Raw genomic sequence first — 7,590 nt, 5'->3', positions numbered from 1 at the left:
GGGTTGTTTTCGAGGTGGTCGGCCAGTAGGCGTAGGGCTCTTGTTTTGAGTTCTTGGGGGTATTTGGTGGGCATGGGTGAAGTTCCTTTGCTCTTTTTTGTTTGTTTCCAATGTACGGGGTCGGAACTAAACCCAGTACATATCAGACTGAGACTTTTGAGAAGTTTGCGCGTGAGGTTGGTGTCTGATGAGTTTTCTGGTTGACACCAATATCTTTGTTGATGTTCATCGTCGCTACTACGGTTTCGATATTGTGCCGAGCTTCTGGGAGTTTCTAGATCAACAGTTTGGTTCTGGTGCGCTGGTGAGCATTAAATCTGTTCTGGAAGAGCTGAAGGAGGATAATAATGCTCTAGCGGACTGGGCCAAAACAGACCTCTCTTTTTCAAGGAGATAGATGATACAACTATTCAGGCGATGGTCCAGATTGCTGATTGGGCGGAAGGGCAGAGCTGCACGCAGTCCGCTGCAGACGAGTTTTTGAGTGTGGCTGATTTTTATTTGGTTGCTTTTGCGGTTGCTCATGACCACACCGTGTTGACACATGAGCAGCCGAGCCCTGGAGCTAAGAAGCGGGTTCTGATTCCTAACGTTTGTGATGCTTTCGGAGTCAGGTATGCGGACACGTTCCAGATGATACGCGCTCTGCACGCAAGGATTTGATGGGTAGCCTGTACAGAGCAGAGGGATAAAGCTGTGAGCAATAGAAAACTTGTAGATGGCTTTAAAGCGATGGGCTTTGCAGTTGGTTTTGGTGACGACAAAGAAGTACCAGCTAACCTTGAGGTCCGCAATGGCAAGATGGAGCTAACGCTCTTATTGTTGAGCAAAAATCCCTTAGATTTATTAACTGAGGAGAAGGAATCAGTTCCAGGTTCTATCTTATTTTCGAGCACTGAAGTTAAGGTGAACCTCTCAAAGTTGTGTGTGTCTAGGCAGAAATCTGAGATATTCTCCGGCATAAGGGCTAAAATCTTCATTGTCGGTAGAGCAGTCTGCACATCAGAAGATATCGACCACAGTCAGATACACGGCATGATCTCTGAGCTGGAAGGGTTTGACCGGTGGGCTGAACAGTAGTCTATTTTTTACAAACCTGATATTTGGTGATGGTCAGGGTGAACCGCCAAAAGTTATGTTGAAGGCTGAGGTTCAGCAGCCAGTTCTTTTGGGATCTTCTTTTAACGTTCAGGCTAATGCGGCCTTTATACTTCCTGCAGGGACCCCCTATAACACTTCTTACGCTATTCATAATGTCGCTACATTGCGGAGCCAGACCGCTGACTTGAATCCTTGGGAGGAACACCAGCAAATTCATCAAATGATTCAAGGTCTTGTATGCCTTGCATATGGGTATCCATGTTCTATACGACTAAAAGAGATTCTAAGAATAGATAACCAACCGCGCCTCCCCGAATCTACTCAAGAAACTAGCGACAGATACTACTGGCATGAGTATTTCGAAAGAAGTTTTGGACGTTCGCAGCATGCTGGACCCCGGAAAGAAATCAAAGATTACGAACCTCTCTTCAGACTTTCTGATACTAACCCTGCCGATATGGAAAATTGGATTGAGAACTTTGATAAATGGTCTCGCCCCACTTGGATTGCGGTTGAGAGCATCTTCCAACCTTATTTAGCTACTGAGAGTAAAATACTACTTATCGGCTCAGCGTTAGAAGCACTCAGATATGGAGTCTAGCTCTACGAAGAACATAATGGGTACGCAGAGTCTTACGGTAAGGGCTGGTGCCGAGGAAGCAGATCAGGCTGCCAAAAGCCAAGTTGCAATAGAAAGCCTCTGATTACTTTGAAAAGGCGGCAAAAAATCTACCATGGGAGAGACTCAACATCTCGAACGATGAAAATGCCCAGTCCTGGGCAATTGAATTTAATCGTGTTTATAAGGGCTGCAAACACGCAGATAATCCGCTACCAAACGAGACAGAGGCCCTTGATCGAACCACTCAAGGACTTCTGGTTAGCAGATGCTGGCTCGCAAAGAAATTGGAAATTAAGGATAAAACTCTCATAGTAAATATAAATTCACAGCGAGGAAGCCGGATCCTGTAAAAAAGTTCTATTAGGCAATTTTATCAATTTATTCCGATAGTTTTATGTATTTGAAACTTTATAAGATCGACGGTGCAGGTGATTCTGGAGAGAAACATACATAATCAGGGCCTACAAGCTCGTTTAACTCCTGTCAACGTCACGGATAACCTATCTGGATCAACAAGTTACCTACAAGTTCTTGAGACAATCACCCAGCCAATCGAATAAGTTATGTGCCCAGTCCGCAAGTTGCTCAAAACTACCGGGTGCCGTTAAGTAAAACATGATGCACGCAAGTAGAAGCAAAGACAACATAATTCGGCGGCGACTTTCTATGAAGCTTGCATTGAAAGAACTCAAAGTCTGGTTAAAAACTCTACCATTACTACTTGCAGGAAAGAGTAGAGAGCCCAAGACTATTTTAAGATAGTAAATACAGACAAGCCAACTAATAAAAATTGCAAATAGAGACAGCATAAAAGCGTATAGATATTTTTGATTATTATTACTTGCTAAATATAAGAAACGTGGGATAGCATCCGTCAAGATTTTTTCACTACCAGACCCTTCCATAGACCTCTCTGATATTGACAATAAAGAATAGGGGTTTTCTAAGTCCTGAGCCTGAAACATAGCACAATAAGCCAGAATACTGCTAACTAACAACCCAAGGATTCCTAACACTGCCTTTTTCAGAGCCTCACTGGTGTAGTGAGAACGCCTTCTATAGAGAAAAAGGGAAGCCACTAGAGCTGTTACTCCACCGGAATAAAGAGGTAAGGGGGCGATAATAGGCACAACTAATTTGGAAACCACGAGGAGAGAACCTAATCCAAAGATAGCTATAAAACCAAACAAAACCGACTCATCATCTGAAGTACTATTGTTTCTCTGACTGCCATAGTTGTTGATAGTTTTTGAACTTACACTATTAGTAACCATATTATTAACAAATGAACCATTGTTAGAACCAATATGGATGCGTTGACCTTCAGATCTTATAATATTATCGGGCGCATTATTTTCCTTGCCACGTAGACCAAATATTAAGGCTAATCCTGCCGTAATAGCCGTAGCTATGATATTCGCCAAGACGTTACCTGGTAAACTATCGATAATCCCACTAGAGTTGATCATACAAATTTCCCTCAATTTTCTTTATTGATATATTAATTTTTAATAAAATTTGATTATCGACATTCGCCTACCATGAAACGACACCACCTCTTAAAGAAGATTGAAAATATTTTTCCACTAGAATAGTTCTAAAATTTTCATAATTTTTAAGTGATTGCTCCTCGACCGGGATACCAATATTTTTGACACTATCCATGACTGTTGTTTTAGACATCAATTTTACATATAGCCATACACCGCAAGACAATAGAATTGGCACAATAAATAGCCACGAAGAAATTTCTCTACCAAGATACACCACACCAACAAGAACCAACAAAATCAGCATGTTCACGAGAGATAGAATAAAGATTATAAAACTTTCTAGACGCCCAGGAATAGGCTGTCCACCGTTTATCTCAGAACTCTTATAATGATTGATAAACTTAATATTTTCTAGGTAACAAAGAAATCTATTTAGAGATTCTGCAATAGAAAAGACTGCTAGCACCCCAAGACACCCTTCTTGCATATCAAATTCTGCAAAAAAGGGCTCTACCCAAACTGGCGATAATACGACAAGCACAGCTAGACAGATAAGCTCGTAGAACCGCCCGACAGAATATAACTTAAAAAGTCGCATCCGAAATATAGAGCAAATTAAAACAATTTCAATAAAAATAATGATGAAAATGAGTGAGCCCTTTAAAATACCTAGCCCTTCAAGTGAAGTAGTTAAAAAATTATACACATAACCAAATAAATCATTATCAACTGCTATTGATAATATAATGACTATAATTAGAAACGAAAACCCGATAAGCCATTTATGTTGTTCAAATGAGGCGATAATCTTTAGCGTTTCGAGAACAGTAGCTACCATTAACGATACAAGTGCTCCTACAGAAAGGTTCTCAATTGTACCTCCCACAAGCTGATCAATACTTTTCCCCCCAGTCCCAGAAGAGACCCATTGGAAAAAGCTTGCTACTACAGAAATAACTGCCGCCAAAGTAACATATCTTCCCCATACATCCAAAACTCTAAGAAATACATCTTTTATAAAGAAGGAAATACCCCAAAATAGCAACTTGAACCTGAGTAATAGAACCACCCTCCTGACGTACTTTAAGTCTCTATCCAAAAAATCTCCCTTGAATAAAGATTTCTCACCAAGGGTTGCTTCACAAACTTCCTTAGCTTTTATTTGCAATTTGTTATTTTGCAAACCCTCTTCAATGGCACCTTTTCTGCAACTACAGATAACCCTTTTATGGGACAGATACCCTTCTGGGACTCCTGACGAAAGTTCAACCAGTTTGCAGAAACTTCCCGCTGGTATATTTAAGTCCTTTTCTTCATTTCTATACCTTTGGTTGAATCTATCAAAAATAATTTTATCTACTGAATCCTTAACACAATTAATCGTTAAGTACTGTGGCGCTAACAGAAATACCATCCCTGCATAGTAAATTACTAATAATACAAAAATGGAAATAATAACTGTGGATAATAACTCAGCCATGCTTATCCAATCAGGTGGCGGATGAGGAAGTCGCGGGTGTCAGCAAGAATTTTGTTCTCTATAGTCAAGCTTTTGATATTTTCTTCTATATTTTCATACTCAGCATTCTGTGAGATCAGGGGGACACTCAGCTTATGCAGCTGTTTGCGATTAATTGAGCTGAAGATTGTGCCTTCTCCCTCGAAAGGCTCCCAGAGTTGCGGACTCTCCTTCAACAAATAGAAGAGCTGGCTCGTATTCCCATCTTTAGCCCGGATTGCAGCAACACCATGCCCCACACAACAAGCTTTATCAGTCCTGTTCAAATCACCGACTGGTGCGCGGACACTCAAAAGAATATCGCCTTCATCAACTATGCGGGTCGGAGCAGTCGTATACACACGTTGCGTTGGGTAACGGAAACCAAAGTCACAACGGCCCTGATAGAAAATGGCGCCTTCACCCTCCTCATTCAAAGAGTCGCCGGCAGGAGACTGACCCATCGTAATCTCTGCAATTTCAGACAACGGTGCCGTAGTAATTGACGCTGAGATTTCTCTTCTCATTAGTGCGCTACCAAGCTCAGATAATGAATTCAGGAGGCGGGAGTTGGCCTCAATCTTGTCATCCATCGATCCCAAAATCTCAGCAATCCCCTTCTGCTCAGCATACGAGGGGATAGCTACTTCAAAGTTTTCCAACACTGATTTACTAACGATAGGTTTAGCGCTACCAGATGAAATGGCATATAGCTCTTCTGGCAAAGTAGTGAATAGGTAGTAGAGATATAGGCCATGCGCCTGTTTTTCATCGGCAACGAGTGAATTAATTTGCTGATTAGTAACCGTCGGAACCTGTACGTACGAGGCTTTCCCGATAGTGGCCCCGATGCAAGTTATAGCAACAGCACCGGAATCTACCATGCGCCGGCTGAAGGGTTCCTTACCTTCTACCGATAGAAATCTTGACGTTATAGCTTGTCGAACACCGAATACTTGGTCGCTTGGAGTCAAAAACGGAGTATTGTCACCCCAGTGCTCAGGATTATTTTTAGATGGTGTACCACCTGTAACTACAGTAGCAATCTCTCGAATTTGTTTTATCTGCCACCCGGCGGCCTTCTGCTCTTGAGTCAGTTGCAACGCCATGCTTATACACTCTCTCTTTCAGTAGCGGCGTCCTCAGCAGGCACATCCGGTAGCTCTAGCGCAGCCAAGTGCTTCTGCGCCACCTCAGCCAGGCGCGCAGACTCCGCGAACTGCTCCGCCAGAGTTGCCCGCAGGCGCGCGATACGCACGTCCACCGGCTCGCCAGTTTCTTCCACCGCAGCAGAACCCACATACCTGCCCGGGGCGAGCGCCCAGTCCTGCTTTTCAATGTCCTCAATCGTCACCGACTTGCAGAAACCCAGCTCGTCCTCGTAAACCTCGGTATTCAGCTCCGAATCAGTACCGCGCCAACGATGCCAGGCACCAGCAATCTTCTGGATATCCTCGTCTTCAAACACACGCGTCTTACGGTCAATCATGCGGCCCAAACCGCGGGCGTCAATCATGAGCACCTCGCCCTTACGCTCACTAGTGCCACGCTTACCCACCGACTTATCCTTAGCCAGCACCCACACGCACACCGGAATCGCCGTGCCAGTAAATAGGTTGGCAGGCAGCACCAACATGGCAGCCACCGCATCGCCCTGAACCATCGCCCGGCGGATCTCATCCTCACCACCGGTATTAGAGGTCATCGACCCATTCGCCAACACCACAGCAGCCGAACCGCCAGCGTTCAGTTTGCTCCAAATATGCTGTAACCAGGCATAGTTTGCGTTACGCTCCGGGGGCACACCAAAATTCCAGCGCGGATCATCGGTGCGGCGGCTCCACTCCTTCAGGTTGAAGGGAGGGTTAGCCATTACAAAATCAAAGTTCTCTCCAGCATGCCTGTCCTCAGCAAAAGTATCTCCCCAGCGGTCGCCCAGGTGCCCAAAGATGCCATGAATCGCCAGGTTCAGACGTGCGAGCTTCCAGGTTTGGTCGTTGTACTCCTGCCCATACACAGTCAGTGAAGGCTCATAGCCTTTCTCCTGTTTAAATTGCTTACCGTGGGCCTCAACGAACTTCTCCGACTGCACGAACATACCGCCGGAACCACAGCAGGGATCATATAGTTTGCCATCCACCGGGTTAAGAATCTCCACCAGGGTACGCACCACCGACCGCGGGGTGTAGAACTCGCCGCCGCGCTGGCCCTGCTTAGCCGCGAACTGGCCCAAGAAGTACTCGTAGACCTCACCTAAAATATCTAGGGATGAGCGGCCGGTATCCTCACGCATTGCCTTGAAATCGGCGTTAGAGAAGAGGTCAATCAGGCCAACCAAGCGGGTCTGATCTACGTTCTCTCGGTTATAGATCTCGCTCAAGGCACCGTTCAGGCGAGGGTTGGCATCCATAATCTCGCGCATGGCAGCATCAAGCAGTTCACCCGCGCTGCCGCTCTTAGCCTGCTGAGCAATGAAACCCCAGCGAGCCTTCTCTGGTACAAAATAAACACTGGCACTGTAGAACTCGTCCGGGTCACTCAGGTAAGCTTCCAGCTCTTCCTCAAGTTCCTGCCCTTCAAAACCGTCCTCAGCAATCTCGGCGCGAATAGCCTCAGCGCGCTCATCAAAACTATCGCTGAGATACTTCAGAAAGATAAGCCCCAGCACAAAGTTCATGTAATCCGACGAATTCATGGAACCGCGCAGCTTATCAGCTGCCTTCCATATCAGATCTCGCAGCTCCGCGGGAGTAATAGCAGCAGACTTAGTAGCCTTACGAGCAACCATTGACTCAACCTCTTTTCACTATGCACCGGTACAGACCGGTGAACTAAACTGAATTAAGATTCTCACGGAAAAGCTCGTAAGGATAGAG

General features: G+C 45.0%; 6 protein-coding genes and 1 pseudogene. 3 read left to right on the top strand and 4 right to left on the bottom strand.

The window, feature by feature from the left end; all coding sequences use genetic code 11:
• Positions 1–187: 187 nt before the first annotated feature.
• The 3 genes and pseudogenes from ACED88_RS10370 (at position 188) to ACED88_RS10360 (ending at position 1,702) form a co-directional block, all read left to right on the top strand.
• Positions 188–663: pseudogene (locus tag ACED88_RS10370) on the top strand (DUF4411 family protein).
• Between the two features lie 33 nt (positions 664–696).
• The gene (locus ACED88_RS10365) at positions 697–1,080 is read left to right on the top strand and encodes a hypothetical protein (protein WP_431465023.1); all 384 of its coding nucleotides are present in this window, start codon (positions 697–699) and stop codon (positions 1,078–1,080) included.
• On the top strand, positions 1,058–1,702 hold the full coding sequence (locus tag ACED88_RS10360; RefSeq protein WP_431465024.1) for an ApeA N-terminal domain 1-containing protein: 645 nt from the start codon (positions 1,058–1,060) through the stop codon (positions 1,700–1,702). The genes ACED88_RS10365 and ACED88_RS10360 overlap by 23 nt, the downstream gene beginning before the upstream one ends.
• 542 nt (positions 1,703–2,244) lie before the next feature.
• Here the strand turns inward: ACED88_RS10360 and ACED88_RS10355 are convergent.
• From ACED88_RS10355 to ACED88_RS10340, 4 genes are all read right to left on the bottom strand, one after another.
• Positions 2,245–3,192: a hypothetical protein gene (locus ACED88_RS10355; RefSeq protein ID WP_431465025.1), complete on the bottom strand. Its 948-nt coding sequence runs from the start codon at positions 3,190–3,192 to the stop codon at positions 2,245–2,247.
• A gap of 67 nt (positions 3,193–3,259) precedes the next feature.
• On the bottom strand, positions 3,260–4,696 hold the full coding sequence (locus ACED88_RS10350) for a hypothetical protein (RefSeq protein WP_431465026.1): 1,437 nt from the start codon (positions 4,694–4,696) through the stop codon (positions 3,260–3,262).
• Between the two features lie 2 nt (positions 4,697–4,698).
• Entirely contained in the window at positions 4,699–5,823 is a 1,125-nt protein-coding gene (locus ACED88_RS10345) for a restriction endonuclease subunit S (protein WP_431465027.1), read from the bottom strand.
• Between the two features lie 2 nt (positions 5,824–5,825).
• Entirely contained in the window at positions 5,826–7,502 is a 1,677-nt protein-coding gene (locus ACED88_RS10340) for a type I restriction-modification system subunit M (RefSeq protein ID WP_431465028.1), read from the bottom strand.
• Positions 7,503–7,590: the final 88 nt, after the last annotated feature.

Source organism: Rothia sp. 11273D007AR, assembly GCF_053547255.1.
The sequence above is the reverse complement of the archived record's forward strand: the minus strand, read 5'-3'. Positions and strand labels throughout refer to the sequence as shown.